This is a genomic window from Cupriavidus sp. 01L43 (genome assembly GCF_056399925.1).
The window spans coordinates 381,103-406,760 of the sequence record NZ_JBFTSH010000002.1; the positions used below are offsets into that span (position 1 = coordinate 381,103).

23 protein-coding genes and 2 tRNA genes are annotated in these 25,658 nt (G+C 65.5%); 3 read left to right on the top strand and 22 right to left on the bottom strand.

Going from position 1 to position 25,658, the window contains the following annotated elements:
• Positions 1-120: 120 nt before the first annotated feature.
• The gene (locus tag AC1DP9_RS04840; RefSeq protein WP_477106753.1) at positions 121-4,998 is read left to right on the top strand and encodes an NAD-glutamate dehydrogenase; all 4,878 of its coding nucleotides are present in this window, start codon (positions 121-123) and stop codon (positions 4,996-4,998) included.
• Positions 4,999-5,053: 55 nt separating this feature from the next.
• On the opposite strand, the gene AC1DP9_RS04845 is transcribed toward AC1DP9_RS04840, so the two are convergent.
• The 16 genes from AC1DP9_RS04845 to AC1DP9_RS04920 form a co-directional block, all read right to left on the bottom strand.
• Positions 5,054-5,452: a hypothetical protein gene (locus tag AC1DP9_RS04845; RefSeq protein ID WP_092292815.1), complete on the bottom strand. Its 399-nt coding sequence runs from the start codon at positions 5,450-5,452 to the stop codon at positions 5,054-5,056.
• A 78-nt stretch (positions 5,453-5,530) separates the two neighbouring features.
• On the bottom strand, positions 5,531-5,749 hold the full coding sequence (locus tag AC1DP9_RS04850; protein ID WP_092292813.1) for a hypothetical protein: 219 nt from the start codon (positions 5,747-5,749) through the stop codon (positions 5,531-5,533).
• Between the two features lie 178 nt (positions 5,750-5,927).
• Positions 5,928-6,344, bottom strand: coding sequence for a hypothetical protein (locus AC1DP9_RS04855; RefSeq protein ID WP_092292811.1), 417 nt, complete (start codon positions 6,342-6,344; stop codon positions 5,928-5,930).
• A gap of 460 nt (positions 6,345-6,804) precedes the next feature.
• Positions 6,805-6,881: transfer RNA gene (locus AC1DP9_RS04860), tRNA-Pro, on the bottom strand.
• Between the two features lie 64 nt (positions 6,882-6,945).
• A complete protein-coding gene (locus AC1DP9_RS04865) occupies positions 6,946-7,380 on the bottom strand; it encodes a MerR family transcriptional regulator (protein ID WP_092292809.1) in 435 nt (144 codons plus the stop codon).
• 201 nt (positions 7,381-7,581) lie between these two features.
• Positions 7,582-7,998 carry an integration host factor subunit alpha gene (locus AC1DP9_RS04870; RefSeq protein WP_092292807.1) on the bottom strand — a complete coding sequence of 139 codons (417 nt, stop codon included), beginning with the start codon at positions 7,996-7,998 and terminating at the stop codon, positions 7,582-7,584.
• 74 nt (positions 7,999-8,072) lie between these two features.
• Positions 8,073-10,520, bottom strand: coding sequence for a phenylalanine--tRNA ligase subunit beta (pheT, locus tag AC1DP9_RS04875; protein ID WP_477106754.1), 2,448 nt, complete (start codon positions 10,518-10,520; stop codon positions 8,073-8,075).
• A gap of 66 nt (positions 10,521-10,586) precedes the next feature.
• On the bottom strand, positions 10,587-11,612 hold the full coding sequence (pheS, locus tag AC1DP9_RS04880; protein WP_177219888.1) for a phenylalanine--tRNA ligase subunit alpha: 1,026 nt from the start codon (positions 11,610-11,612) through the stop codon (positions 10,587-10,589).
• Between the two features lie 181 nt (positions 11,613-11,793).
• Entirely contained in the window at positions 11,794-12,150 is a 357-nt protein-coding gene (gene rplT, locus AC1DP9_RS04885; RefSeq protein ID WP_092292801.1) for a 50S ribosomal protein L20, read from the bottom strand.
• A 26-nt stretch (positions 12,151-12,176) separates the two neighbouring features.
• Positions 12,177-12,374 (bottom strand): 50S ribosomal protein L35, encoded by a 198-nt coding sequence (gene rpmI, locus AC1DP9_RS04890; protein WP_006575466.1) that lies wholly within the window; start codon positions 12,372-12,374, stop codon positions 12,177-12,179.
• A gap of 167 nt (positions 12,375-12,541) precedes the next feature.
• Complete coding sequence (gene infC / locus AC1DP9_RS04895) at positions 12,542-13,063, bottom strand: translation initiation factor IF-3 (protein ID WP_092292799.1); 522 nt, start codon at positions 13,061-13,063, stop codon at positions 12,542-12,544.
• A 47-nt stretch (positions 13,064-13,110) separates the two neighbouring features.
• The gene (gene thrS, locus AC1DP9_RS04900; protein WP_477106755.1) at positions 13,111-15,018 is read right to left on the bottom strand and encodes a threonine--tRNA ligase; all 1,908 of its coding nucleotides are present in this window, start codon (positions 15,016-15,018) and stop codon (positions 13,111-13,113) included.
• Between the two features lie 375 nt (positions 15,019-15,393).
• A tRNA-Val gene (locus AC1DP9_RS04905) sits at positions 15,394-15,470 on the bottom strand.
• A gap of 21 nt (positions 15,471-15,491) precedes the next feature.
• Entirely contained in the window at positions 15,492-17,723 is a 2,232-nt protein-coding gene (locus AC1DP9_RS04910; RefSeq protein ID WP_477106756.1) for a RelA/SpoT family protein, read from the bottom strand.
• A 16-nt stretch (positions 17,724-17,739) separates the two neighbouring features.
• A complete protein-coding gene (locus tag AC1DP9_RS04915) occupies positions 17,740-18,102 on the bottom strand; it encodes a RidA family protein (RefSeq protein WP_092292793.1) in 363 nt (120 codons plus the stop codon).
• 39 nt (positions 18,103-18,141) lie between these two features.
• On the bottom strand, positions 18,142-19,023 hold the full coding sequence (locus AC1DP9_RS04920; protein ID WP_092292791.1) for an alpha/beta fold hydrolase: 882 nt from the start codon (positions 19,021-19,023) through the stop codon (positions 18,142-18,144).
• Between the two features lie 173 nt (positions 19,024-19,196).
• Here AC1DP9_RS04920 and AC1DP9_RS04925 point away from each other — a divergent pair, with 173 nt between their 5' ends.
• The gene (locus AC1DP9_RS04925) at positions 19,197-19,973 is read left to right on the top strand and encodes a 3-hydroxybutyrate dehydrogenase (RefSeq protein WP_092292789.1); all 777 of its coding nucleotides are present in this window, start codon (positions 19,197-19,199) and stop codon (positions 19,971-19,973) included.
• Between the two features lie 93 nt (positions 19,974-20,066).
• On the opposite strand, the gene AC1DP9_RS04930 is transcribed toward AC1DP9_RS04925, so the two are convergent.
• Complete coding sequence (locus tag AC1DP9_RS04930; protein ID WP_092292787.1) at positions 20,067-20,705, bottom strand: CoA transferase subunit B; 639 nt, start codon at positions 20,703-20,705, stop codon at positions 20,067-20,069.
• An 11-nt stretch (positions 20,706-20,716) separates the two neighbouring features.
• Entirely contained in the window at positions 20,717-21,415 is a 699-nt protein-coding gene (locus tag AC1DP9_RS04935) for a CoA transferase subunit A (protein WP_477106757.1), read from the bottom strand.
• Positions 21,416-21,626: 211 nt separating this feature from the next.
• On the opposite strand from AC1DP9_RS04935, the gene AC1DP9_RS04940 reads away from it, so the two are divergent.
• On the top strand, positions 21,627-22,172 hold the full coding sequence (locus tag AC1DP9_RS04940) for a PAS domain-containing protein (protein WP_477106758.1): 546 nt from the start codon (positions 21,627-21,629) through the stop codon (positions 22,170-22,172).
• Between the two features lie 22 nt (positions 22,173-22,194).
• On the opposite strand, the gene AC1DP9_RS04945 is transcribed toward AC1DP9_RS04940, so the two are convergent.
• Genes AC1DP9_RS04945 through AC1DP9_RS04960 form a run of 4 tightly spaced genes read right to left on the bottom strand, consistent with a single transcriptional unit; the run spans position 22,195 to position 25,576 of the window.
• On the bottom strand, positions 22,195-22,593 hold the full coding sequence (locus tag AC1DP9_RS04945) for an acyl-CoA thioesterase (RefSeq protein ID WP_441592147.1): 399 nt from the start codon (positions 22,591-22,593) through the stop codon (positions 22,195-22,197).
• 22 nt (positions 22,594-22,615) lie between these two features.
• Positions 22,616-23,644 carry a DctP family TRAP transporter solute-binding subunit gene (locus tag AC1DP9_RS04950; RefSeq protein ID WP_477106759.1) on the bottom strand — a complete coding sequence of 343 codons (1,029 nt, stop codon included), beginning with the start codon at positions 23,642-23,644 and terminating at the stop codon, positions 22,616-22,618.
• Positions 23,645-23,681: 37 nt separating this feature from the next.
• Complete coding sequence (locus tag AC1DP9_RS04955; RefSeq protein ID WP_441592145.1) at positions 23,682-24,986, bottom strand: TRAP transporter large permease; 1,305 nt, start codon at positions 24,984-24,986, stop codon at positions 23,682-23,684.
• A complete protein-coding gene (locus AC1DP9_RS04960) occupies positions 24,983-25,576 on the bottom strand; it encodes a TRAP transporter small permease (RefSeq protein ID WP_092292776.1) in 594 nt (197 codons plus the stop codon). Before AC1DP9_RS04960 ends, AC1DP9_RS04955 begins: the two co-directional genes overlap by 4 nt.
• Between the last annotated feature and the right edge of the window lie 82 nt (positions 25,577-25,658).

The window sequence follows — 25,658 nt, forward strand, 5'->3', positions numbered from 1 at the left end:
TTCATCTGATCCCCGGGCGCCTCGCCCGTCTCAACCTGCCCGCTGACGTGTTTTGTCACCCGGGCAGGTCAAAACTTTCCTACAGTATGAGCATGCACCGGCACACGCCGAGGAGATGCCATGCCTCCGGAAAACGAAGAAAAAGTCGCGCAGTTGCTGGATGACCTCGTCGCGCTCGCGCGCGAGCGGCTCCCCGCCGCCACGTTCGAGGTGCTGGAACCCCTGCTGCGCCACTACTACGACCTGGCCGATGCCGAGGACCTGCTCGCACGCAACGTGGCGGACCTCTACGGCGCGATCATGGCCCATTGGCAGACCGCCCAGAAGTTCGTGCCGGGCACCGCGCGCGTGCGGGTCTACAACCCGAAGCTCGAGGAACACGGCTGGCACTCGGACCATACGATCATCGAGATCGTCAACGACGACATGCCGTTCCTCGTCGATTCGATCACGATGGAGATCAACCGGCTCGGCCTGACGCTCCATTCGACCATCCACCCGGTCTTCAACATCTGCCGCGATGCCAAGGGCACGATCCTGCGGGTGGGCCTGGGCGGGCGGAACGACGCCGACCCGGCCGGCAACACCACCTGCCGGCTCGAATCGTTCATGCATTTCGAGGTGGACCGCACCGGCGAAGGCGCCCGGCTGGAAACGCTGCGCACCGGCATCGCCCGCATCCTCGGCGATGTGCGCGCCGCCGTGGAAGACTGGCCGCGCATGCAGCAGGTGGCCGAGGACACCGTCGCCAGCATGGGCCGCGCGCCGGACGCCGCGAGCCCGGAATCGGTGGAGGCCCGCGCCTTCCTCGAATGGCTGCTCGACGACCATTTCACCTTCCTCGGCCAGCGCGACTACGAGTTGGTGCCACGCGACGGCCAGTACTTCCTGCGCGGCGTGCCGGGCTCGGGCGCGGGCATCCTGCGCGAAGCGCTGCGCGATCCGGGCGAGGACGACCTGACCCCGCTGCCCGCCGCCGCCGCGAGCGTCATCGAAGGGGCCTCGCCAATCTTCCTGACCAAGGCCAACTCGCGCGCGACCGTCCATCGGCCCGGCTATCTCGACTATGTGGGCGTGAAGCTGCTCGACGCCAACGGCAAGCTGTTCGGCGAACGGCGCTTCGTGGGGCTGTACACGTCCACGGCCTATATGGTCAGCACCAGCGAGATTCCGCTGGCGCGGCGCAAGTGCGCCAACATCCTGGCGCGCGCCGGTTTCCTGACCAAGGGCCACCTGTACAAGTCGCTGGTCACCATCCTCGAGCAATATCCGCGCGATGACCTGTTCCAGGCCGACGAGGACGAGCTGTTCGAGATCGCCATCGGCATCCTGCGGTTGCAGGAGCACCAGCGCATCCGGCTGTTCGTGCGGCGCGACCGCTTCGACCGATTTATCTCGTGCCTGGTCTTCGTGCCGCGCGACAAGTACAACACCGACCTGCGCCAGCGCATCCAGAAGCTGCTGGTGGAGGCGTTCCATGGCACCAGCTGCGAGTTCACGCCGCTGCTGTCCGAATCCCCGCTGGCGCGCATCCAACTCACCGTGCGTGGCGAGCCGGGCACCATGCCCGAGGTGGACACCCGCGAGCTGGAAGAGCGCATCGTGCAGGCCACGCGCCGCTGGCAGGACGACCTGGCCACCGCGCTCCACGTCAGCCGGGGCGAGGAACAAGGCATCGTGCTGCTGCGCCGCTACTGCGACGCCTTCCCCGCCGGCTACCGCGAGGACTACGCTGCCCGCACCGCCGTGCGCGACATCGAGCTGATGGAGCACGCGCGCCAGCACCCGAGCGGCCTCGCCATGAACCTGTACCGGCCCATCGAGGCCGCGCCGGGCGCGTTCCGCTTCAAGGTCTTCCGCGCCGGCGAGCCCATCGCGCTGTCCCTGAGCCTGCCGATGCTCGAACACCTGGGCGTGCGCGTGGACGAGGAGCGCCCCTACCTGATCGAGCCCGATGCCGGCGCGCCGGTGTGGATCCACGACTTCGGCCTGGAGATTGCCGCTGACCCCGAGGGCCGCCCTCTGGACGTGGAGATCGAGCGCGTGAAGCCGCTGTTCGAGGACGCCTTCGCGCGGGCCTGGAACGGCGAGATCGAAAACGACGATTTCAATCGGCTCGTCCTACGCGCCGGGCTGGCCGCGCGCGACGTGACCATCCTGCGCGCGTTTGCCAAGTACCTGCGGCAAGTGGGCTCGACCTTCAGCAATGCCTATATCGAGCGCGCGCTGACCAGCAATCCGAATATCGCCGCGCTGCTGGTGGCGCTGTTCGTGGCCCGCTTCGACCCCGCCGTGGCCACGCCGGGTGACGAGACGCGCACCCAGCGCCTGCTGGCCGAGATCGACGCCGCGCTAGACAAGGTGCCCAACCTCGACGAGGACCGCATCCTGCGCCTGTTCCTGAACGTGATCGCGGCCACGGTGCGGACCAACTACTTCCACCGCGACGCGGAGGGCCAGCCGCGCCCCTACGTCTCATTCAAATTCAATCCGGCGCTGGTGCAGGGCCTGCCCGAGCCACGGCCGATGTTCGAGATCTGGGTCTACTCGCCGCGTGTGGAGGGGGTGCATCTGCGCGGCGGCCGGGTGGCCCGGGGCGGGCTGCGCTGGTCGGACCGGCGCGAGGACTTCCGCACCGAGGTGCTGGGCCTGATGAAGGCGCAGATGGTGAAGAACGTGGTGATCGTGCCGGTGGGCTCGAAAGGCGGTTTCGTGGTCAAGCGCCCGCCGCCCGCCACCGACCGCGACGCCTATCTGGCCGAAGGCGTGGCCTGCTACCAGACCTTCCTGCGCGGGCTGCTCGACCTGACCGACAACCTCGTCTCCGGCGACATCGTGCCGCCCCCCGAAGTGGTGCGCCACGACGAGTCGGACCCCTACCTCGTGGTGGCCGCCGACAAGGGCACCGCGACGTTCTCGGACTACGCCAACGCCATCTCGGGCGAGTACCGCTTCTGGCTCGACGACGCCTTCGCGTCGGGCGGCTCGGTCGGCTACGACCACAAGAAGATGGCGATCACCGCGCGCGGCGCGTGGGAGAGCGTGAAGCGCCATTTCCGCGAGATGGGCGTTGATATCCAGGCCACGCCGTTCACGGTAGTGGGCATCGGTGACATGTCCGGCGACGTCTTCGGCAACGGCATGCTGCTTTCTCCGCACATCAAGCTGCTGGCCGCGTTCGACCATCGACACATCTTCCTCGACCCGGACCCCGACTGCGCCAGGAGCCTGGCCGAGCGCGCGCGGCTGTTCGCCCTGCCCCGTTCGAGCTGGGCCGACTATGACACCGCGCTGATCTCGGCCGGCGGCGGCATCTATCCGCGCACGGCCAAGACCATCGCGCTCACGCCGCAGGTGCAGGCGGCGCTGGGGATCACGACCAGCACGCTGTCGCCGGCGGACCTGATCCACGCGCTGCTGATGGCGCCCGTCGACCTGCTCTACAACGGCGGCATCGGCACCTACGTCAAGGCTGCGTCCGAGACCCATCAGCAAGCCGGCGACCGCACCAACGATGCGGTGCGCGTGAACGGCGCCGAACTGCGCTGCAAGGTGGTGGGCGAAGGCGGCAATCTCGGCTTCACCCAGCTTGGCCGCATCGAGTTCGCGCGCAAGGGGGGCCGGATCAATACCGATGCCATCGACAATTCGGCCGGCGTCGATTGCTCCGATCACGAGGTCAATATCAAGATTCTGCTAGGCATCGTGATGGCCGACGGCGAGATGACCATCAAGCAGCGCAATACGCTGCTGGCCGAGATGACCGACGAGGTGGGCCTGCTGGTGCTCCAGGACAACTACTACCAGACCCAGGCGCTCTCCGTGGCGGGCCGTCAGGCCACGGAACTGCTCGACGCCGAGGCGCGGCTGATCCGCTGGCTCGAGCGCGCGGGCCGGCTCAACCGTCCGCTCGAATTCCTGCCGCCCGAGGACGAGATCGCCGAACGCAAGGCACTCGGCGCGGGGCTGACGTCGCCCGAGCGTGCGGTGCTGCTGGCCTATAGCAAGATGTGGTTGTACGACGAGCTGCTGGTCTCGGACCTGCCCGAGGACGCGCTCGTCTCGACCCTGCTGGCCGACTACTTCCCCGAGCCGCTGCGCGTGCGCCATGCCGAGCCGATGCAGCGGCATCCGCTGCGGCGCGAAATCCTCGCCACGCACCTGACCAACATCCTCGTGAACCGCGTCGGGCCGACCTTCGTCCATCATCTGATGGAGGAGACCGACGGGCGTCCGGCCGATATCGTGCGCGCCTGCCTGCTGGCGCGTGACGTGTTCGGGCTGTCCGGGATCTGGGCGCGCATCGACGCCTTCGACAACCGCGTGGACGACGCCATCCAGGCGCAGATGTTCGGCGCGCTGGCGCGGCTGCTCGAGCGCGCCACGCTCTGGTTCGTGCGCTACCTGCGCGGCGGCGGCACGGTAGAGCCCGGCGCGACGCGCTTCGTCGAAGCCGCGCGCTGGCTCACGCCGCAACTGCCCAAGCTGCTGCCGCCCGAGGGCGCAGAGGCCATGGCCGAGCGGGCGATGACGCTGATCGAAGCCGGCGTGGACGACGACCTCGCCCTGCGCGTGGCCGCCAGCGATGCGGCTGCGGCCGCGCTCGACGTGGCCGAGGTCGCAGCCGCCTGCCAGCGCAGCCTGGACACCGTGGCAGCGGTCTACTTCGCCCTCGATTCGGAACTCAATTTCGGATGGCTGCGCGAGCGCGCGTTCTCACTGCCGGCGGACACACACTGGGACCTGCTCGCCCGCACGACCACGCTGGAAGACCTGGGCCGGCTCAAGCGCGCGCTGACGACCAGCGTGCTGGGCCAGTCGCGCGAGGTGGAGGACGCCCCGGCGCTGATCGAGGACTGGCGCAAGAGCCGACAGGTGGCGCTGGACCGCTTCGCACAGATGCTGGCCGACCAGCGCGCGTCGGGCGCCACGGGGGCCTCGGCGTTGTCGATGCTGTCCGTTGCGGTGAAGGAAATCGGCTTGCTGGAGCGCGTCTGACCGGCCCCAGGCGGCGGGCGCTGATTGACGGCTAGCGACGGCTAGTGGCTAGCCGTCAGCGCTCGTCGATGTCGATGACATCGTCATCGTCGTCCATGTCGCGCAGCGCGGGCAGGTCGTCGTCTTCGGCGCCGTCAAGGTCGTCGCTGCCGTCGCCGCGCGCGCGGAACTCCAGACCCAGGCGGAGGAAGAGGTCGAACGCATCGGCCAGCAGGTGCTTCTGACGCGGCAGCAAGCTCGCGTACGGCATGTCGTAGATCGACTGGTGCGTGCCGCGCGCCCCCTTCAGGCCGCGGTCGCGCGCAATGTCGGACAGCAATGCGGCGAAGCCGGACAGGTCCTGCGCGGCCAGCGCGGCATTGAGCACGCGGGCAATCACTTGTGGGGATGCACCTGACCATCCAATGAGCTCGGCATTGGAGGCGGCGTCGTGGGATAAGTCGCTGATGTCCATCTCCATCTTAACGGTCCCACAGTCGCCGGCTTGAGGCGTCTTGCTTTTCGCCATGCGCGTCGACCCCCTTTACGTCGATCAGCTCCGTCGAGCTTTCGGCGGCGCGGCATCCGCGCCCGAGGCTTCGCGCCGGAGTTGCTTGTAGTCGATGCTGCCGTCCGCACGATGCGAGGCCATCAGGCGGTTGCGCGCGCCGCAGAGCGGGCAGCGGAAGATGGGGCCCTGCCCCTCGTTCTTGATCACCACCTCGGCGGGCTTCCAGCGCGCACCACAGGGTTGGTTCTGACATACAAACATCACGGACTCCAAAAGACGCTGCAAATCGTAACACGTGTGTCTGTCGCGTCACACCATGCAGGGCCGCCATTTGGCCCCTACCTTGGCGGGATAGCGGGCGTCACAGCGGCGTTATGTTGAGAATAGATTGGGATCGATCAGGCCACGAAGCGTGCTTCGTTTTACCGAATCTGCGACATCAGCCGTTGTTCTGGACCCAGTGCCGTGCCCAGGCGCCGGCCGCCATGCGTGCCTCGGCAGCGGTCGGATACGTGGCCGGCGGACCGCCCGCCTCCTGCACTATCGCGCCGGCCTCCCAGATATCGCACCAGGCCTTGTACCGTGCCGGAGCGAGCGCCTGCCAGAACAGGTGCACCACGAAGCCGCGGTATTCGAACATGTCCGCGCCGCTCTCCGGCGCCGCGGACGGTGCCCGGGCGGCATCCTCGACGGGCGAGGCAGCCGGCGATACATCCGCCGAGACATCCGGAGACAAATTCGCGGACACATCGGTCCGTGCGCGAGACATGGCGCGCATCGCGCACAGGCTCGCGGCCATCGCGCCGACCAACACGCCCGCGCCAAACCAGCAGGCCCTGAGTTCACGTTGCCCCATCGCGCCCTCCCGCAGCGATGCTCTCCTATGGCGAGACGCGCAGGAGAATCGGAGGTTCCCTGATTTCAGGTTATACCAAAGCGACCTGCACGGTGCATTCAAACGGCGCCGCCGCAACCCATAATGAAAAACGCCGCGCCGAGAAAATCGGGCGGCGTTTCTTCGTCGGGGGATTACGTACGGAACGCGCCGTTCATTCGAGGAGTTTCACCACCGTGGTCAGCAGCCAGCCAACCGCCATACAGGCACCGACCCAGCCGGTGCCGATCAGGAAAACATCACGCCAACTCATGACTCACCCTGCGTTTCAAATCATCGTCCTAGGCTAGGCCACGATGCCGCGTGAGGGAACGCAGGAAATGTAAAGAAGTTTTGCGACGCATCAAGCGCCGGGCGCGAAACCCGTGCGCAATGCCAAAGAAAAACCCGCTTGGTTTTGACACCAAGCGGGTTCCTTGTCTGGTCGGGGCGAGAGGATTTGAACCTCCGACCACCTGCACCCCATGCAGGTACGCTACCAGGCTGCGCTACGCCCCGAAGCAAAAGATTATATCAGCAACAATCGATCGGTGGCTAGTCATTGGCACGGCGCATTGCAAAATTATCCATGCCGCGCGATCTCTTTCAATTGCGCCAGCAGGTTTTGCACTGCCACCAGCTCGCCGCGCAAAGTATTGAGATCGACCGACAGCACAGGCGCCGTGGCGACCGGCACCACCGACTCGGTCTCGCCCTCCTCCAGCGGCGCGCCGAGGCCATGATGGCGACCATCGTCGAGGCGGTTGCGCGCCCCGTTGATGGTGAATCCCTGCTCGTACAGCAACTCGCGGATACGCCGGATCAGCAGCACTTCGTGATGCTGATAGTAACGTCGATTGCCGCGCCGCTTCACCGGCTTGAGCTGGGTGAACTCCTGTTCCCAGTACCGCAGCACGTGCGGCTTGACGGCGCAAAGCTCGCTCACTTCGCCAATCGTGAAGTAGCGTTTTGCGGGAATCGGCGGCAGCGCAACGCGCTCGCTGGATTTTTCCGACATGCGATGGGAAGTCAGGCGTCAGGCCGAAAGGCGCGACTCGGTTGGCGCGACATGCGCGCGAGCATTGCAGGATACAGACTGCAAGTGCCGTGGGCAATCCACCGTTCGAGGCAGGAGGCGTGGCGTGGCGTGTCGGACAGCCGCGACGCGCCGGGAGGCGCCAGCGCGAAACGCCAGCGGAAAACTCCCAGCAGCGGACCGTCAGCCCGGCACAGCCAGATCGGCGCGCTCCTCGACCAGGCCCTTGAGTTTCTGGCTGGCGTGGAACGTCACCACGCGGCGCGCGGTGATGGGGATGATTTCGCCCGTCTTGGGGTTGCGGCCTGGACGCTGCGGCTTGTCGCGCAACTGGAAGTTGCCGAAGCCGGACAGCTTGACGCTGTCACCATGTTCCAAGGCTTCACGAATCACGTCGAAGAAGGCTTCGACCATGTCCTTGGATTCACGTTTGTTCAGGCCAACCTGGTCGAACAGCATCTCTGCAAGTTCGGCCTTCGTGAGGGTGGGCACTTCGGTCGCGCGGGCTTCCGGCGATGCGTCGTCCAGTGAGGCGGCGTGCCGGTCGCTGACCTCGCCCAGGTCTGCAGCATTCATGGAATTCGCGTCTCGATCGTTCATTCTTGATCGCTCTTCTGAGGTCTGTCTGGCGATCCGCCCGGGAGCTGTGCCCGGGCGCCCCAGGTTTCAGCGACCTATCCGCGCAGACGGGCCGAGAAGCCCGCTGCCAGCGCATCGATCATACAGCGCACCGCGCTGTCGACCGTCTCGTCCTGGAGGGTCGCCCCAGTATCTTGCAACGTCACACGGAACGCAAGGCTTTTCTCGTCAGCCCCGATGGCGGCCGAAGCCGCCTTCGGACGGAACTCGTCGAACAGCACCAGGCTCTGCACGTAGTGGCCAAAACCGCCTTGGTCCAGCGCCGCGCGCATCGCATCGAGCAGGTCCTGCACGCGCACCGACTGCTTGACCACCACGGCCAGGTCGCGCACGGCGGCCGGGAACTTCGAGATCTCTGTGTACGCCGGCAGACCGACGTCGCGCAGGGCATCAAGGTCCAGCTCGAAGGCCACGGGCGCTTGCGTCAGCTCGTATTCCTGGAGCCAGCGTGGGTGCAGCTCGCCCACCACGCCAACCGGCTTGCCGTCCACGATCACGCGCGCGGCGCGGCCCGGATGCAGCGCGGGATGCGCCACCGGCTCGAAACGCGCCGTACGCGGATGGAACAGCGACTCCACGTCGCCCTTCACATCGAAGAAGTCCACCGGACGCGTGGCGATACCCCACTGCTCGTCGAATGCCGGGCCGTAGGCGATGCCGGCGGCCACCATCGGCTGGTGATAGCCAGCCACGGTCAGGCCGCCATCCGTCACGTTGCCGTCGCGATGGAACACGCGGCCCACTTCGAACAGGCGCACGCGCGCGGCCTTGCGGTTGAGGTTGTAACGGACCTTGTCCACCAGCCCGCCAAGCAGCGTCGAACGCATCACGGCCAGCTGGCTCGCGATCGGGTTCAGCAGGCGGATCGGGTTGTCGTTGCTGGCGAAGTCGCGCTCCCACTTCTCTTCCACGAAGGCGAAGTTGATCACCTCCTGGTAGTCGCGGGCGGCCAGCGCGTGACGCACCCCATGGGTAGAGCGGCGTGCCTCGTTGGTCGGACGCATCTCGCTCTCGGCGATCGGCGGCAGCGTGGGAATCCGCTCGAAGCCATAGATGCGCGCCACTTCCTCGATCAGGTCTTCCTCGATCTCGATGTCGAAGCGGTAGCTCGGCGGCGTGACGGCGAACACCTCGCCCTCGGCGCCTTCCGAGCGCGTGAACGGCAGGTTCAGGCGCTGGAACACGTCGGCGATGGTGGCCGACGACAGTTCGATGCCCAGCACGCGCTCGGCACGTGCCACGCGCAGGCTCACCGGCTTGCGCTCGGGCAGGTTCACGACCTGATCGTCCACCGGGCCGGCCTGGCCGCCGCAGATGTCGAGGATCAGCGCGGTAATGCGCTCGATGTGCTCCACCGTCGTGGCGTAGTCCACGCCGCGTTCGAAGCGGTGTGCGGCATCGGTCGAGAAGTTGTAGCGGCGCGCGCGGCCCTGGATGGCGTTCGGCCACCAGAATGCGGCTTCCAGGTAGATGTTGGTCGTGTCCAGCGACACGGCGGTGCTGTCACCGCCCATGATGCCGGCCAGGCTCTCGATCTCCTTGTCGTCGGCGATCACGCCCACCTGCTCGTCCACGTCGACCGTGTTGCCGTTCAGCAGCTTGAGCTGCTCGCCCTTGCGGCCCCAGCGTACGTCCAGCCCGCCGTGGATCTTGTCGAGATCGAACACGTGGCTCGGACGGCCCAGCTCCAGCATCACATAGTTGGAGATGTCCACCAGCGCCGAGATGCTGCGCTGGCCCGAGCGCTCCAGGCGCTGCACCATCCACGCCGGAGTGGCGGCACGCGCGTTCACGCCACGGATCACACGGCCCGAGAAGCGGCCGCAGAGGTCCGGCGCCGAGATCTTCACCGCCAGCTTGTCAGCGAGCGTGACGGTCACCGGCTTCATGTCCGGCAGCGTCAGCGTGGCGCCGGTCAGCGCGGAAACTTCACGCGCCACGCCGTGGATCGACAGGCAGTCCGCCTTGTTCGGCGTCAGCTTGATCGTGAAAATCTGATCGTCCAGATCCAGATACTGACGAATATCCTGGCCGACCGGGGCGTCGTCCGGCAGGACCATCAGGCCGCCGTGATCCTCGGACAGCTTCAGCTCGCGCGCCGAGCACAACATGCCGTAGCTTTCCACGCCACGCAGCTTGCCGATCTTGATCTCGAACGGCGCGCCGCCCGCTTCCGCCGGCGGCAGCACGGCGCCGACCATCGCGCACGGCACCAGGATGCCGGGCTTGACGTTGGGCGCGCCACAGACGATCTGGAGCGTCTCGCCGGTGCCGGCATCGACCTGGCAGACATTGAGACGGTCGGCGTTGGGATGGCGCTCGGTGGCCAGCACACGGGCCACGACGATCTTGCTGAACGGCGGCGCGACGGGGCCAACCTCTTCCACCTCGAGCCCGGCCATGGTCAGGCTGTGCGACAGCGCGTCGGTCGAGATCTTTTCAGGATTGGCGAAAGTACGAAGCCAGGATTCCGAGAATTGCATGGCGCTTCTGATCCGGTAGGTATTCTGTGATGTTCTGTGACGATGGGCGATGCGGCCTGGGACAGGTCAGGCGAACTGGCGCAGGAAGCGCACGTCGCCTTCGAAGAACAGCCGCAGGTCGTTGATGCCATAGCGCAGCATCGTCAGGCGCTCGAGGCCGGAGCCGAACGCGAAGCCGATATAGCGCTCGGGGTCGAGGCCCATGTTGCGCAGCACGTTCGGATGTACCTGGCCCGAGCCCGAGATCTCCAGCCAGCGGCCGCTGCCGAAGGCCATGTCGATTTCCGCCGACGGCTCGGTGAACGGGAAGTACGACGGGCGGAAGCGCACCTGGATGTCATCGCGCTCGAAGAACTTGCGCAGGAAATCGGTGTAGACGCCCTTCAGGTCGGCAAAGCTCACATGCTCGCCAATCCACAGCCCTTCCACCTGGTTGAACATCGGCGAGTGCGTAGCGTCGCTGTCCACGCGGTAGGTGCGGCCCGGGCAGATCACCTTGATCGGCGGCATGTCCTTGCCGGCGTACTTCTGCACGTGCATGCGGGCGTAGCGCACCTGCATCGGGCTGGTGTGCGTGCGCAGGAGCAGCAGCTTGTCGTCGCTGTCGCGGCCGTCCACATAGAACGTGTCCTGCATCGAACGGGCCGGATGGTTGTCCGGGTTGTTCAGCGCGGTGAAGTTCATCCAGTCGGTCTCGATCTCGGGACCATCCGCCACGTCGAAGCCGATGGAGCCGAAGATCTGCTCCACGCGCTCCCACGTGCGCATGACCGGATGCAGGCTGCCGCGCGACGTGGCGCGGCCGGGCAGCGTCACGTCGATGGCCTCGGCGGCCAGACGCGCGTTCATCAGCGCATCAGCCAGCGCCTGGCGGCGCGCTTGCAGCGCACCTTCCACCTGCTGCTTGATCTGGTTGATACGCGCGCCTTCGGTCTTGCGCGCCTCGGGGTCGAGCTTGCCCAGGCCCTTGAGCAGCTCGGTCAGCGCCCCGGTCTTGCCCAGGAAGCGGGCCTTTTCATTTTCCAGCGTGGCGTTGTCGTTGGCGGCGGCGAAGGCGGCCTGTGCATCGGCGACGATTTGATCCAGATCCAGGGACATGACGGCAATCGTGGAAAGGGTTAGCACTGTGTGCGGTATCTCATTTCGGGTGCCGTTTCAGTGCGCATGACACGGCATTCGAAATGAAAACGGGGCTCGGTGAGGAGCCCCGTTTCAGCAGACCTGGCGGTCGGCGCTTGCCGGGAAGCGCCCTGGGGCGCTTCCGCAGCCGGCATCAGGCAACGGAGGCTTTCACCTGGTTGACGATGGCGGCAAAGGCAGGCTTGTCGTGGATAGCCATGTCCGACAGCACCTTGCGGTCCAGTTCAATCGAAGCCTTCTTCAGGCCGTTCATGAACACGCTGTAGGTCAGGCCATGCTCACGCGTTGCCGCGTTGATACGTGCAATCCAGAGCGCGCGGAACACGCGCTTCTTGTTGCGACGATCGCGGTATGCGTACTGGCCAGCACGCATGACCGCCTGCTTGGCGATGCGATAGACGTTATTGCGACGGCCGCGGTAACCCTTGGCAGCGTCGATGACTTTCTTGTGACGGGCCCGTGCAGTGACCCCACGTTTGACTCGAGGCATGTATTACTCCTTTCGTTGTCGTTGGGTTATGCGTAGGGCATCATCGCGCGAACCGACTTCAGGTTCGTCTCATGGACGTCCTGGGTGCCGCGCAGTTGACGCTTGTTCTTGGTGGTCTTCTTGGTCAGGATGTGACGCTTGAAGGCCTGGCCGCGCTTGAACGAACCGTTCGGGCGCGCCGTAAAGCGCTTGGAGGCGCTTTTCTTGGTCTTCATCTTAGGCATGAAAAACTCCAGCTCTATGACATGCATGCAGGTGGACGGCTCACGCCGACGCTTGCAAGACCCGCATCCACTTGTTTTTGTACGCAGCCACGGGGACCGCATACTGTTTTCCGCGCAGCACGACGCCGGGATGCACCTGGCACCCCGGCCGTCGCCCCGCGCGAGAATTACTTCTTCTTCTTGGGGGCCAGCACCATCACCATCTGGCGGCCTTCCATCTTCGGCATCTGCTCGACCTGACCCAACTCCTCCAGGTCCGCCTTCAGACGCTCCAGCACGCGCGCACCGATTTCCTGGTGGGCCATCTCACGGCCGCGGAAACGCAGCGTGATCTTGGTCTTGTCACCATCTTCCAGGAAACGCTTCAGGTTGCGCAGCTTGACGTTGTAGTCGCCATCATCCGTGCCAGGGCGGAACTTCACTTCCTTGACCTGGATGATCTTCTGCTTGAGCTTGGCGTCATGGGCGCGCTTGGCTTCCTCATACTTGAACTTGCCGTAGTCCATGATGCGGGCCACGGGTGGAGCCGCGTTGGGCGCGATTTCCACGAGATCCAAGTCCTTGTCCTCGGCCAGGCGCAATGCGTCCATGAACTTGACGATGCCGAGCTGCTCGTTATCAACCCCTACCAGGCGCAGTTCCGGCGCGCTGATCTCACGGTTGATACGGTGACCTTTGTCTGTAGCGATGTTCCGTTACCTCAAGAAGACAAAAAAACAAGCCGTGCTCAGCACCCTCAGGCCTTGTTGGCAACGTCCTGTTGGAGACGTTCCACAAACGCGGAGACGGGCATCACACCCAGATCCACGTTGCCACGGGCACGCACGGCCACTTGACTGGCATCCTTCTCCTTTTCGCCCACTACCAGCAGGTAGGGAATCTTCTGGAGAGAATGCTCGCGGATTTTATACGTAATTTTCTCGTTACGCAAATCGGCCTTGGCCCTAAACCCTTGTTTTTGCAAGAGTTGCACGACGCTTTCGGCATATTCCGACTGCGAATCGGCAATATTCAGGACCACCACCTGCTCCGGCGCGAGCCAGGCGGGCAAGGCACCCGCATGATTTTCGAGCAGGATGCCCAGGAAACGCTCGAACGAACCGAGAATGGCGCGGTGGAGCATGACCGGACGCTTGCGCGAGTTGTCCTCGGCGACGTATTCGGCACCCAGACGCTCCGGCAGCACCAGATCCAGTTGCAGCGTGCCGCACTGCCACGAGCGGCCGATGGCGTCCTTGATGTGGTATTCGACCTTCGGGCCGTAGAAGGCGCCCTCACCCGGCAGCTCTTCCCACTCCACGCCGCAGGCACGCAGCGCCAGGCGCAGGCCTTCCTCGGCGTGATCCCAGATCTCGTCCGAACCGGCGCGCTGGGGCGGGCGCAGCGACAGCTTGACCGCCACGTCCTTGAAGCCGAAATCGTCATAGATCGAGAACGCGAGTTCGTTGAACGCCTTCGCTTCTTCCACGATCTGGGCTTCCGTGCAGAAGATGTGCGCATCATCCTGCACAAAGCCGCGTACGCGCATCAACCCGTGCAGCGCGCCGGACGGCTCGTTGCGATGGCAGGCGCCGAACTCAGCCAGGCGCAGCGGCAGGTCACGGTACGAGCGCAGCCCGTGGTTGAAGATCTGCACATGTCCGGGGCAGTTCATCGGCTTGATCGCGTAGTCGCGCTTCTCCGATTCCGTGACGAACATGTTCTCCTTGTAGTTCTGCCAGTGGCCGGACTTTTCCCAGAGCGAACGATCCATCACCTGCGGCGTGCGGACTTCTTCGTACTTGGCTTCGCCCAGGCGGCCGCGCATGTACTGCTCCACGGCCTGCCAGACCTGCCAGCCCTTCGGGTGCCAGAACACCATGCCCGGCGCTTCCTCCTGCAGGTGGAACAGGTCGAGCAGCTTGCCGAGCTTGCGGTGGTCGCGCTTCTCGGCCTCTTCCAGCATCGTCAGGTAGGCGTCCTGGTCTTCCTTCTTCGCCCAGGCCGTGCCGTAGACGCGCTGGAGCATCTCGTTGTTCGAATCGCCGCGCCAGTAGGCACCGGCCACCTTCATCAGCTTGAAGACCTTGAGCTTGCCCGTGGACGGCACGTGCGGGCCGCGGCACAGATCGACGAAACTGCCTTCGCGATAGAGGCCGATTTCCTGATCCGCCGGAATCGACGCGATGATCTCGGCCTTGTACTTCTCGCCCATCGACTCGAACAGCGCCACCGCCTCGTCGCGGTTCCACACTTCGCGCGTGACTTTCTCGTCCTTGCGGGCCAGCTCCGTCATCTTCTTCTCGATGGCGACGAGGTCTTCGGGCGTGAAGGGGCGCTTGTAGGCGAAGTCGTAGTAGAAACCGTTGTCGATGACCGGGCCGATCGTCACCTGCGCCTCGGGATACAGCTCCTTGACGGCGTAGGCCAGCAAGTGAGCCGTCGAGTGGCGGATCACGTCGACGCCATCGGCGTCCTTGTCCGTGACGATGGCGAGCGCGGCGTCACGGTCGATCCGGTAGCTCGTATCGACGAGCTGGCCATCGACCTTGCCGGCGAGTGCCGCCTTGGCCAGGCCCGAGCCGATGCTCTGGGCCACTTCGGCCACCGTGACGGGGCCGGGGAACTCGCGACGGGAACCGTCCGGCAGCGTGATTGCGATCATCTTGCACCTTTTGAGGGGTCCGCTCGCCGGCATTCTGCGCCTTGGCGGGCGGATCAAAGTCAAAGTCTGCGGCAGCGGCGAAGCCAGCCACCATTTGTTTCTTGCCGCGCATCGCGGACGATGCGGCAGCTTATCAGGCCGCTGGCGAACGACAGACGAAAAAAAACGCGGCCAAGGCCGCGTTTTTCTCAATCTACCCGGATCACCCCGGGGCGAAGGCGCACCTCGACTACTGTCGCTAACCAGCGGTAGTAGTTCGAGTTGTCTTGTTCATGATGCGTTTCCGTGCCTGTAGAAGTCGATCGGATCTGCCGTCACGTCAGCCTTCGATGCCGACGGGGTAATACGTATTTTTACTGCTTTACTGCAATTCGTTGGTAGGCTCGATTGGACTCGAACCAACGACCCCCACCATGTCAAGGTGGTGCTCTAACCAGCTGAGCTACGAGCCTAGCGAAGCCGCAAGTATAGCATCACTTTCTTTTCGCCTGCAACACCCCTTGTACATCTTCGATGATGGAAAGCGCGCGTTGCAGCTGCGTGGCTTCCGCGACCTCGGCCGTGAACTGCATCTTCGCCACGCCCTTGCTCGAAAGCGTCTTCACGCCGGTGACGTTGATCTTCTCGCGTGACAGCACTTCGGAGATATCGCGCAGCAGGCCCTGGCGGTCCACCGCTTCCACGTGGATGTCCACCGGGTACACGGCGTCGCTGCGCTTGCCCCACTCGGTCTGGATCACGCGCTCGGGCGCGCGCGACGACAGCTGCTGGAACGTATGGCAATTGCGGCGATGGATCGACACGCCGCGCCCGCGCGTGACGAATCCGACAATCTCGTCCGGCGGCGCCGGCTTGCAGCAGCGCGACATCTGCGTCATCAGCGAATCCACCCCCACCACCAGCACGCCGCTCTTGGCGCCGCGCGCCACGCTGGTCGCGCGGCTCTTCTTGGTGACGGCCTCTTCCTCGTTGAATTGCGGCTGGGCCTCGCCCTCCGGGTGCCGCAGCGCATGCTCCACGTGACGCAGGCTGAACTCCTCCTTCGCCACCGCCGCGAACAGGTCCTCCGGCGTCTTGAAGCTGAGCCGGCTGGCCAGGTCGTCGAGGTTGACAGCCGTCTTGCCCTCGCGCTGCAGGGTTTTTTCGATCAGCGCCCGGCCCTGCGCGATGGTCTCCTGTGAGTCCAGCGCGTTGAACCACGCGCGCACCTTGGACCGCGCCCGGCTACTCGCAAGATAGCCAAGTTCCGTGTTGAGCCAGTCGCGCGACGGCCCGCCCTGCTTCACCGCCACGATCTCCACGGTCTGCCCGTTCCGTAGCGGCGTGTTCAGCGGCACCATCGCCCCGTCCACGCGCGCGCCCCGGCAGCGGTGGCCGAGATCGCTATGCAGGTAATAGGCGAAGTCCACCGGCGTAGCGCCCTGCGGCATCGCCACCACGCGCGCCTGCGGGGTCAGCACATAGATATGGTCGTCGATGGCCGCATGCTTGAGCTGCTCCCACGGCGAATCCTCGTGCGCGACCGAGTGGTCGGCATCGTCCTTCCACGCCAGCAACTGGCGCAGCCACGCGATCTTCTCGTCGTAGCGTTCGCTGGCCGAGAACTGTCCGCTGTAGCCCTTGCTGCCGGCTTCCTTGTAGCGCCAGTGCGCCGCCACGCCGTATTCGGCGAAGTGGTGCATCTCCTGCGTGCGGATCTGCACCTCGAACGCGCGGCCATCGTCGCCGATGACCACCGTGTGCAGGGACTTGTAGCCGTTGGACTTCGGTCGGGAAATATAGTCGTCGAACTCGCGCGGAATCGGCTGCCAGATATGGTGGACGATGCCGAGGACCGTGTAGCAATCCTTGATGTCGTCCACGATCACGCGGAACGCACGCACATCGTACAAATCGGCAAAATCGAGTTCCTTGCCGCGCATCTTCTTCCAGATGCTGTAGATGTGCTTGGGCCGGCCGGTCACCTCGGCGGGGATGCCGGCCGAGGCCAGTTCCGACTGCAGCCGCTCGATCGCCTGCGAGATATAGCTCTCGCGCTCGATCCGCTTCTCGTCTAGCAGTTTTGCGATGCGCTTGTAGGTATCGGGCTGTTCGAAGCGGAAAGCAAGGTCCTCCAGCTCCCACTTCATCTGCCAGATCCCGAGCCGGTTGGCCAGTGGCGCGTAGATGTCCAGCGTCTCGCGCGCCACGCCCGGCAGCGGCATGTTCTTGGTCTGCGCGAGCCAGCGCAGCGTCTGGAGCCGCGAGGCCAGCCGCACCAGCACCACGCGGATGTCCTGGGCGAAGGCCAGCAGCATCTTGCGCAGCGCCTCCACCTGTTCCTGGCGCGCGGCGACCTCGGATTTCGACGATTCCGAGACATCGGTCTGCGACACCGCGATGGCACCGATGCGCAACAGTTGTCGCACGCCCTTCACCAGCCGCGCGACTTCCTCGCCAAAACGCGGCTCGATTTCGGGCTCGGTGTCCGGCACGAACGCCGCCACGGCGAACAGGCAGGCCGCGGCGCGCGCGGCGTCATCCACGCGCAGGCCGTCGAGGATGCGCAGCATCCCCTCGGCGTGAGACAGGACGGTCTCGCCGGTGGGCAGCATCGCGGGCTTCGCCCCGTCGGCGGTCTCGCGCACGAAAGCCAGCGCGCGCTCGACCAGCCCGGCATCGGGCACGCCGGCGACCTGGCTCGTGAGATCGGTGGACGTCACCATGTCAAACCATCCACCATCAATTCAGGGCGGCCGTCACCACCACTTCGATCAGGTAGTCGGGGTTGCCCAGCTTCGCCTCGACGGTGGCGCGGGGCGGCGTGTTGCCCTGCGGCACCCAGGCGTCCCAGACCTCGTTCATCTCGCCGATGCGGGTCACGTCGGTCAGGAAGATCTGGCACGACAGGATGCGCGTCTTGTCGCTGCCGGCCTCGGCCAGCAGGCGGTCGATATGGCCCAGCACCTCGCGCGTCTGGCCGCGCAGGTCCGCCTTGGGGTCCACTTCCGGCACCTGGCCAGCCAGATAGACCACGCCGTTGTAGACCGCGTACTCGGAAAGGCGCGCGCCCACATGGGCGCGCTTCAGGGCATTGGTACTCATCGCAATTCCATTAAGTTCGGGATAGGATCCGGCTCGGCCTCACGTGCCCAGGAAGAAGTCCCGGGCGATGGCTACCTGGGCCGGATCGATAAATGTCGGCGCATGCCCCACATCGGGGACTTCCACCGTGGAAACCTGTTTGCCACGTGCCTGCATCTCGGCCATGGTCTCGCGCAGCAGGAGGTCGGACTGCGCGCCGCGCACCACCAGCGTCGGGCCCTGGATGGCCTCGAACATCATCCAGAGCGCGGCCTCGCCGGCCAGCACCATCTCCGGCGTGGTCTCCTTGAACGGCACCGCCAGCGCGGGATCGTAATGCAAACCCCATTCCATGCCCTCTGCGGCCTGCACCGGCTTCAGGATCGCGCCGTTCAACTCGCGCCACTGCTCGGGCGTGTGGCGGCCGAACGAGGCGCTGATGGTCTGGAGGTAAGCCAGCCCTTCCTCGAAGGTCTTGAACCGCACCGGCAGCCCGAGGTAGGCGCCGATGCGCTCCACCGCCTGCGGGGCCAGCCGGGGGCCGACGTCATTGAGCAGCAGCTTGCGGATCGGCGACTTGGGCAGGCTCGCCAGCCCCATGCCGATCAGCCCGCCCATCGACGTGCCGAACCAGTCCACCTGCTCCACGTTGAGCCGGGCGATCAGCGTGACCATGTCCGAGACATATTGCGGCACGATGTAGCGGCGCGGATCGGCCAGCCATTCGGAGCGCCCGCGTCCCGCCACATCGGGGCAGATCACGCGATAGTCGCCAGACAGCGCGCGCGCCACGGTATCGAAGTCGCGCCCGGTGCGGGTCAGTCCATGCACGCACATCAGCACGCGCGGATTGGCCGGGTCGCCCCACTCGTGATAGGCCATGCGATGCAGGCCGGCGGGACTGATGCACTGAACGAAGCCGAGGCGCGGGCTGGAAGACATCTGAACTCCCTGCGAGAGTGGGGACTACGTTTCGGGGGCAAATGCTGGCCGCAATTCTCAGCAAATTACGACCCCGCTCCGGAAGATTCCGGGCGTTTGGGCAAAGCAGGATTGTACGCCCTGCGAGTACAATGCCACAGCACATCACCCCCCTACTCCCGACGGAGGCTTACATGCTCAAAGGCAAGACGGCACTGGTGACTGGCTCGACCAGTGGGATCGGACTCGGCATCGCGCAGGCACTGGCGGCGCAGGGCGCCAACATCATCGCCAACGGTTTTGGTGACGCGGACGGCGCAAAGGCGGAGATCGCGCGCGCGGGCAGCGGCATCCAGGTGGGCTACCACGGCGCGGACATGAGCAAGGCGGCCGAGATCGAGGACATGATGCGCTACGCCGAGCGCGACTTCGGCGGCGTGGACATCCTCGTCAACAACGCGGGCATCCAGTTTGTCGCGAAAATTGAAGAATTTCCGACGGACAAGTGGGACGCAATCATCGCCATCAACCTGACCTCGGCCTTCCACACGACGCGGCTCGCGCTGCCGTCGATGAAGGCCAAGAACTGGGGGCGGATCATCAACGTGGCTTCCACGCACGGGCTGGTGGCGTCGGCGGAAAAGTCCGCCTATGTGGCCGCCAAGCACGGCATCGTCGGTTTCACCAAGGTTACAGCGCTGGAAACCGCGCAGACCGGCGTGACGGCCAACGCGATCTGCCCGGGCTGGGTGCTGACGCCGCTGGTCCAGAAACAGGTGGAAGCGCGCGCGGAGCGCGAGGGCATTCCGATCGAGCAGGCCAAGCGCGAGCTGGTGATCGAAAAGCAGCCGTCCGGCCAGTTCGTGACGCCGGAGGAACTGGGCGCGCTGGCCGTGTTCCTCTCCAGCGAGGCCGCCCGCCAGGTGCGCGGCGCGATCTGGAACATGGATGGCGGCTGGGTGGCGCAGTAAGGCCGAGCCCGGCCCCCGCCCCCGCCCCAAGACACAAAAACCCCCGCCGGCTTGCGCTGGCGGGGGGTTTTGTTTTTGCGGCAAGTGATTCGCTTACAGCAGCGTCGCGCCCGTCTTCGCCTGGATTTCCTCGCGGCTGACGCCGGGCGCCGTTTCCACGAGCTTCAGGCCATCGGAGGTCACGTCGATCACGCCGAGGTCGGTGATGATGCGGTTGACCACGCCCACGCCGGTCAGCGGCAGGTTGCAGTCGGCCATGATCTTGATGTCCTCGGTGCCGTCCTTCTTCTTGGCGGTGTGTTCCATCAGCACCACCACGCGGCCGACGCCGGCCACGAGGTCCATCGCGCCACCCATGCCCTTGACCATCTTGCCCGGGATCATCCAGTTGGCCAGGTCGCCGTGCTGGCTGACCTGCATCGCGCCGAGGATGGCCAGGTTGATGTGGCCGCCGCGGATCATCGCGAACGAGTCCGCCGACGAGAAGATCGACGAGCCCGCCAGCGTAGTCACGGTCTGCTTGCCGGCGTTGATCATGTCGGCGTCCACTTCGTCCTCGGTCGGGAACGGGCCGATACCGAGCAGGCCGTTCTCGGACTGGAGCCAGACCTCCATGCCTTCCGGCACGTGGTTGGCCACCAGCGTCGGCAGGCCGATGCCGAGGTTCACGTAGAACCCGTCCTGGAGTTCGCGGGCCGCGCGCGCGGCCATTTCGTCACGTGTCCATGCCATGATGTCTCTCCTTACTTGGCACGCACGGTGCGCTGTTCGATGCGTTTTTCGGGGGTGGCGTTCAGCACCAGGCGTTGCACGAAGATGCCCGCGAGGTGCACGTCGTCCGGATCGATCTCGCCCACTTCGACGATTTCCTCGACCTCGGCCACGGTGATCTTGCCGGCCATCGCGCACATCGGGTTGAAGTTGCGCGCGGTGCGGCGGAAGACCAGGTTGCCGGCCTTGTCGGCCTTGTAGGCCTTGACCAGCGCCACGTCGGCGGTCAGCGAACGCTCCATGACGTACTGCTGGCCGTCGAATTCGCGGAGTTCCTTGCCGTCGGCCACGATGGTGCCCACGCCGGTCTTGGTGAAGAAGGCGGGGATGCCGGCGCCGCCGGCGCGCAGCTTCTCGGCCAGGGTGCCCTGCGGCGTGAATTCCAGCTCGAGTTCGCCGGCCAGGTACTGGCGCTCGAACTCCTTGTTCTCGCCCACGTACGACGAGATCATCTTGCTGATCTGGCGCGTGGCCAGCAGCAGGCCCAGGCCGAAGCCGTCCACGCCGGCGTTGTTCGAGATGCAAGTGAGTTGCTTGGCGCCGCTGTCGCGCAGGGCGCCGATCAGCGCCTCGGGGATGCCGCACAGGCCGAAACCGCCCACGGCGATCGTCTGGCCGTCGCGCACGACGCCCGCGAGCGCCTCCGCGGCACTGGCGTAGACCTTGTTCATGTTTGCTCCTTCCTCGGTAGTCCGGCGGGGATTCTCCCCGGATGGGGGCGGTCCCTCGGCATTTTGGTCCCACGGGCGCCATGCGCCACGCCGGGAAATTGTAACGGTACAATCGGCTGTCAGCCGGGTGACTGGCTGGCGTCCGCTGCCGACCGCAAGCATACGTCAACGGGTGCCGGCAGCGCCATTACGTAAAAGTACATAAGGGACAATGCCCCCCATCGACTACCAGACCGCTTTCCAGCTCGCCCCGGTGGGGCTGGTGCTGTCCCGTGCGCGCGTGATCGAGGACTGTAACGACGAGGTCTGCCGGATCTTCCACACCACGCGCGACGCGCTGGTGGGCGAGTCCTTCCAGGTGCTCTACCCCACCGCCGACGAGTTCGAGCGCACCGGCGCCCGCATCGTGCCGATCATGAACACCAAGGGCATGTATTCGGACGAACGGATCATGAAGCGGGCCGACGGGGAACTGTTCTGGTGCCATGTCACCGGCCGCGCGCTGGATCGGCACGAGCCGCTGGGGGCGGGGATCTGGACCTTCGAGGATTTGTCGCAGAAGCGGCCGGTCACGGCCGATCTGACCGCGCGCGAGCGGGACATCGCCGCGCAGCTGGTGGACGGCAAGACCAGCAAGGAAATCGGCAAGCTGCTGTCGATCAGCCCGCGCACGGTGGACATCTACCGTGCCCGGCTGATGAAGAAATACGGCGCCCACACAGTGGTGGACCTGGTACAGCGGCTGGTGAACCACTGAGGGGCGTTGCACCCCCGCCGGATCAGGCGATCAGCGCCCGGATGGCCTCGGGCACCGGCACGGACTTCTCCGCCGCGTAGTCGCTCCACACCACCTTGGCGCCGCCCTCGGCCCAGATCACGTCGGGCAGATCCGTGCGGCGGATCTCGATACGCGTCTCGAAGCTCGTGCGGCCAACCTGGCCCGCATAGACGCGCAGCTCGATGTCGCCCGGGAATCGCAACTGCTTCAAAAACGTCATGTGCGCGTTGATGATGACCGGCCCCTGGCCGTTCTCATCCTTGCCGTTCCGGCCAATCGACCGGAACCATTCGATCCGCGCCTGCTCCAGGTACTGGAAGTAGACCGTGTTGTTGACATGGCCCATGGCGTCCATGTCGCCCCAGCGGATGGGCATGACGTAGGTGAAGACGTGTTTCATCGCAAATCCCGGACGCTATCGTTTATCGCTTGGAAATCGCCGTTTCCGCCTTGGCGACGAGGTCCGAGCCAATCTGCTTCTTCCACTTGTCGTAGACCTTGACCGTGGCCTTGCGGAACGCGTCGTGCTCGGCCGGGCTCAGCTGCGTCACCTTCACGCCGTGCTGCTCCATCTCCTTCCACGCCGGCGCGCCGGATTCCACCAGGCCCTTGCGGGCCAGCGCGATTTCCTGCTTGCCGGCGTCGATGGCGGCCTGCTTCACGATTTCGCGGTCAGCCGGGGTCCACGATTCCCAGATCTGCTTGTTGACCACGAAGATCAGCGGATCGGCCACGTAGCCCCAGGTGGTCACGTACTTCTGGCCCACCGTGTACAGCTTGGCAGCGGCGAACACGCTTTGCGGGTTCTCCTGGCCGTCCACTGCGCCCGAGGCCATCGCCGGCTGCGCATCGGCCCAGCTCATCTGCGTGGGGTTGGCGCCCAGCGCGTTGAAGGTCTCGATGTACAGCGGCGAGCCCACCACGCGCAGCTTCAGGCCCTTGAGGTCTTCCGGCTTGCGGATTTCGCGCTTCGAGTTGGACACCTCGCGGAAGCCGTTCTCGCCCCAGGCCAGCGGCACCACGCCGGCCTTTTCCAGCGTGGCGAACATCGACTTGCCGACTTCGCCCTGCGTCAGCGCGTCCAGCGCCTTGTAGTCGGGCATCAGGAACGGCAGCGAGAACAGGTTCAGCTCCTTCACCTGCGACGACCAATTGATCGTGGAGCCCACGGCCATGTCGATCACGCCCTGGCGGATGGCGGAGAACTCGCGCGTCTGGTCGCCGGCCACCAGCGACGTGCCCGGATACAGCTTGATATTGATGCGGCCGCTGGTGCGCTGGCGCACCAGGTCAGCCCAGATCTCGCCGCCCTTGCCCCACGGGAACGCGGGGCCCAGCACCAGCGACATCTTGTACTCGGACTTGTAGCTCTGGGCCATTGCACCGGCCGGCGCCAGGGCGGCGGCGGCAATCGTGGCGGCTACGGACAACATCAGGGCACGGCGTTTCATGCGGGAATCTCCTCGTCAGTTTCTAGTTTGATTTCGATCAATAGCCCAGGTAGTCGGGCAGCCACGTGGCCAGCGGCGGATAGGCCAGCACCATCAGCATGGCGATGAACATGGCCAGCAGCATCCAGATCACCCAGGGCACGGTTTCCTCCATGCGCACGCGGGCGATCCGGCACGACACCATCAGGTTCACGGCCAGCGGCGGGGTGAACTGGCCCAGCGCCACCTTGAGCGTCAGCACCACCCCGAACCACACCGGGTTCCAGTGGAAGGCATTCGAGATCGGCAGCAGCAGCGGCACGAAGATCAGGAAAATCGAGATGCCATCCAGGAACATGCCCACCGTCATCAGCAGCAGCACGATCAGCGCCAGCACGCCGTATTCGCCCAAACCGGAATTGGCGATGGCATGGGCCAGCGGGTCGATCACGCCGAGCGTGGACAGCGCGTAGGCGAAGATGCCGGCCAGCGCCACCACGAGCAGGATCACCGCCGAGGTCTCGGCCGCTTCCTGGAAGATCACGAACAGGTCGCGCAGGCCGATGCTGCGGTAGATCACCATGCCGACGAACAGCCCGTAGACCACGGCCACCACGGCGGCCTCGGTCGGGGTGAACCAGCCGGCACGCATGCCGCCGAGGATCAGGAACGGCGCTACCAGGCCCCACGCCGCCTCGCGCAGGCTCTTCCAGAACGGCGGACGCGGCAGCGCGGCCTCGATCTGCCCCATATTGTGCTTGCGCGCCAGCCACACGGCCGGCACGATCAGCGCCACGCCAGCCAGCACGCCGGGGATCAGGCCCGCCGCGAACAGCGCCGGCACCGAGGCGCCCGGCACCAGCACGCTATAGATAATGAAGGCGACGGATGGCGGGATCAGGATGTCGGTAGCCGCTGCCGCGCCCACCACGGACGCGCTGTACGCCGGCGGATAGCCCGCGCGCGACATCGCCGCGATCATCACGCCACCCACGGCCGCCGCGTTGGCCGGGCCGGAGCCCGAGATGCCGCCGAGGAACATCGCCACGAGAATCGCCACCAGCGGCAGCATGCCCGGGCCACGTCCCACGACCGCAATCGCGAAGGTGACCAGCCGCGCCGCCACGCCGGAGCGGTCGAAGATCGACCCCACCAGCACGAACATCGGAATCGCCAGCAGCGGATATTTGGCCAGGCCGGCGTAGAAGTTCTGCGGCACGGCCAGCAGGCCGAACATCTGCGTATCGAGGTTGGACAGGCCGATGGCAACCAACCCGCCCAGCCCCAACGACACGCCGATCGGCACGCCCAGCAGCATTAGGCCGATAAAGACCACGAACAGGATAATGGCGACGAGCGTCATTGCACGCCCTCCCCGCCCTGCTCGCTCAGCGCCCGCAGCGCACGGACATTGCGCCAGGCCAGCGCCAGCGCGCGCAGCACGATCGCCACGGAAAACAGCGGGAGCCAGATCGAGTACCACCAGCTCGGCACGCCAATGCCGGGCGAGGTCTCGCCGAACGCGTATTCGTCCCAGGTAATCCGCACGCCGAGCACCGCCAGCGCCAGGAACATCACCGCCACGCCCAGCGCGGAGACGATGGCCAGCCGCTTCTGCCGCGCAGCGCTGCCCCGTTCGAAGAAGAACTCGATGCGGATATTGCGGTCGCGCGCCACGGCGGCGCTGCCGGCCACCAGCGCCAGCACGATCATCAGGAAGACCGAGAACTCCTCGGTCCAGGCGAAGGATTCGTCGGTGAAGTAGCGGACCACCACGTTGGCGAACGTGATGGCCACCAGCAGCACCATGACGATCACGCCAATCCAGTCCTCGATGCGCGGCGAAATGCGGAATTCAGTGTCGCGGGCTTCGTCGGCGGCTTCGGGAATGATCACCGAATCCACGACGTGTTGCGGCACGGCGTCGCGCCGTGCCTCATTGTCTTGCACCATCTCCCCCGGCCTCCGGTCCGGGCCGCTCGGGCCATTGCGGCCACTACGGCATATTTCTGATTATTTATGTAAGGACTTCATT

Excerpts from the sequence above, each read along its gene's own strand:
- AC1DP9_RS04855 (WP_092292811.1), bottom strand. The coding sequence starts at position 6,344 with ATGGGGCAACGTGAACTCAGGGCCTGCTGGTTTGGCGCGGGCGTGTTG.
- AC1DP9_RS04840 (WP_477106753.1), top strand. The coding sequence starts at position 121 with ATGCCTCCGGAAAACGAAGAAAAAGTCGCGCAGTTGCTGGATGACCTC.
- rpmI (WP_006575466.1), bottom strand. The coding sequence starts at position 12,374 with ATGCCTAAGATGAAGACCAAGAAAAGCGCCTCCAAGCGCTTTACGGCG.
- AC1DP9_RS04930 (WP_092292787.1), bottom strand. The coding sequence starts at position 20,705 with ATGGCATGGACACGTGACGAAATGGCCGCGCGCGCGGCCCGCGAACTC.
- AC1DP9_RS04870 (WP_092292807.1), bottom strand. The coding sequence starts at position 7,998 with ATGAACGATCGAGACGCGAATTCCATGAATGCTGCAGACCTGGGCGAG.
- AC1DP9_RS04865 (WP_092292809.1), bottom strand. The coding sequence starts at position 7,380 with ATGTCGGAAAAATCCAGCGAGCGCGTTGCGCTGCCGCCGATTCCCGCA.
- AC1DP9_RS04955 (WP_441592145.1), bottom strand. The coding sequence starts at position 24,986 with ATGACGCTCGTCGCCATTATCCTGTTCGTGGTCTTTATCGGCCTAATG.
- AC1DP9_RS04945 (WP_441592147.1), bottom strand. The coding sequence starts at position 22,593 with ATGAAACACGTCTTCACCTACGTCATGCCCATCCGCTGGGGCGACATG.
- AC1DP9_RS04935 (WP_477106757.1), bottom strand. The coding sequence starts at position 21,415 with ATGAACAAGGTCTACGCCAGTGCCGCGGAGGCGCTCGCGGGCGTCGTG.
- AC1DP9_RS04915 (WP_092292793.1), bottom strand. The coding sequence starts at position 18,102 with ATGAGTACCAATGCCCTGAAGCGCGCCCATGTGGGCGCGCGCCTTTCC.
- AC1DP9_RS04925 (WP_092292789.1), top strand. The coding sequence starts at position 19,197 with ATGCTCAAAGGCAAGACGGCACTGGTGACTGGCTCGACCAGTGGGATC.
- AC1DP9_RS04960 (WP_092292776.1), bottom strand. The coding sequence starts at position 25,576 with ATGGTGCAAGACAATGAGGCACGGCGCGACGCCGTGCCGCAACACGTC.
- AC1DP9_RS04845 (WP_092292815.1), bottom strand. The coding sequence starts at position 5,452 with ATGGACATCAGCGACTTATCCCACGACGCCGCCTCCAATGCCGAGCTC.
- AC1DP9_RS04920 (WP_092292791.1), bottom strand. The coding sequence starts at position 19,023 with ATGTCTTCCAGCCCGCGCCTCGGCTTCGTTCAGTGCATCAGTCCCGCC.
- thrS (WP_477106755.1), bottom strand. The coding sequence starts at position 15,018 with ATGATCGCAATCACGCTGCCGGACGGTTCCCGTCGCGAGTTCCCCGGC.
- AC1DP9_RS04940 (WP_477106758.1), top strand. The coding sequence starts at position 21,627 with ATGCCCCCCATCGACTACCAGACCGCTTTCCAGCTCGCCCCGGTGGGG.
- AC1DP9_RS04950 (WP_477106759.1), bottom strand. The coding sequence starts at position 23,644 with ATGAAACGCCGTGCCCTGATGTTGTCCGTAGCCGCCACGATTGCCGCC.
- rplT (WP_092292801.1), bottom strand. The coding sequence starts at position 12,150 with ATGCCTCGAGTCAAACGTGGGGTCACTGCACGGGCCCGTCACAAGAAA.
- AC1DP9_RS04910 (WP_477106756.1), bottom strand. The coding sequence starts at position 17,723 with ATGGTGACGTCCACCGATCTCACGAGCCAGGTCGCCGGCGTGCCCGAT.
- AC1DP9_RS04850 (WP_092292813.1), bottom strand. The coding sequence starts at position 5,749 with ATGTTTGTATGTCAGAACCAACCCTGTGGTGCGCGCTGGAAGCCCGCC.
- pheT (WP_477106754.1), bottom strand. The coding sequence starts at position 10,520 with ATGCAATTCTCGGAATCCTGGCTTCGTACTTTCGCCAATCCTGAAAAG.